This window comes from Leifsonia sp. HAY1-4F, assembly GCF_056755275.1.
The window spans coordinates 1-240 of record NZ_JBNDHX010000570.1; the positions used below are offsets into that span (position 1 = coordinate 1).

Sequence of the window (240 nt, forward strand, 5' to 3'; positions counted from 1 at the left end):
GTTGGGCGCGGCTTCGGCCACTCTTTCAGGATTCGCTGACGGCAAACCGATTGAGGCAGTGTATGACTCCTCAACTCAGGAGCTGCTCACTGTGTTGGTGCCGGAAGCGAGTCCCATCAAGAAGTTGGAGGATCTCAAGGGGGCGTTGGTTGGAGTCCGGGGTCCGGGGGCCGGCGAGATCGCCCAGCACGCCGCAATGCTTAGCTCAGTTGGCCTGAACCTCGGCGAGGACGTGAAGTT

Annotated in this window: 1 protein-coding gene; it reads left to right on the top strand. The window is 60.8% G+C overall.

The window, feature by feature from the left end; translation table 11 throughout:
- Positions 1-240 (top strand): ABC transporter substrate-binding protein (locus ACPYOG_RS20530; protein WP_481295914.1); only part of this gene is annotated, 240 nt, incomplete at both ends.